This window comes from Vibrio sp. 704 (genome assembly GCF_033339295.1).
Window position 1 is genome coordinate 1 of the sequence record NZ_JAWOUH010000903.1, and the last position, 237, is coordinate 237.

The following is a 237-nucleotide window of genomic DNA, read 5'->3' on the forward strand; positions in this document are numbered from 1 at the left end:
GATATACCTGAGCAAAAAATAAGCTCATGATAATAAAAAATAATAATCATTATTGGGTGTTTACTTTAACTATATGGAAACGGAGATTCATATGTCAGAGACGACTCAGGGTCCAACACACTTTCGCTTGATGTCAAAGCTGAAGGCCATTGGGCCTTACCTGCGTGAACCGCAATCACAAGAAGGGCGCTACTATTTTGATTGTCTATCTGTTTGTGTAGACGACAAAAAGTCACC

The 237-nt window shown here is 39.2% G+C and carries 1 protein-coding gene; it reads left to right on the forward strand.

The window, feature by feature from the left end; genetic code table 11:
- Positions 1 to 91: 91 nt before the first annotated feature.
- Positions 92 to 237, forward strand: a 146-nt coding sequence (locus tag R7R24_RS29785; RefSeq protein ID WP_318120599.1) for a Crl family RNA polymerase assembly factor, incomplete at its 3' end; no start/stop codon positions are given.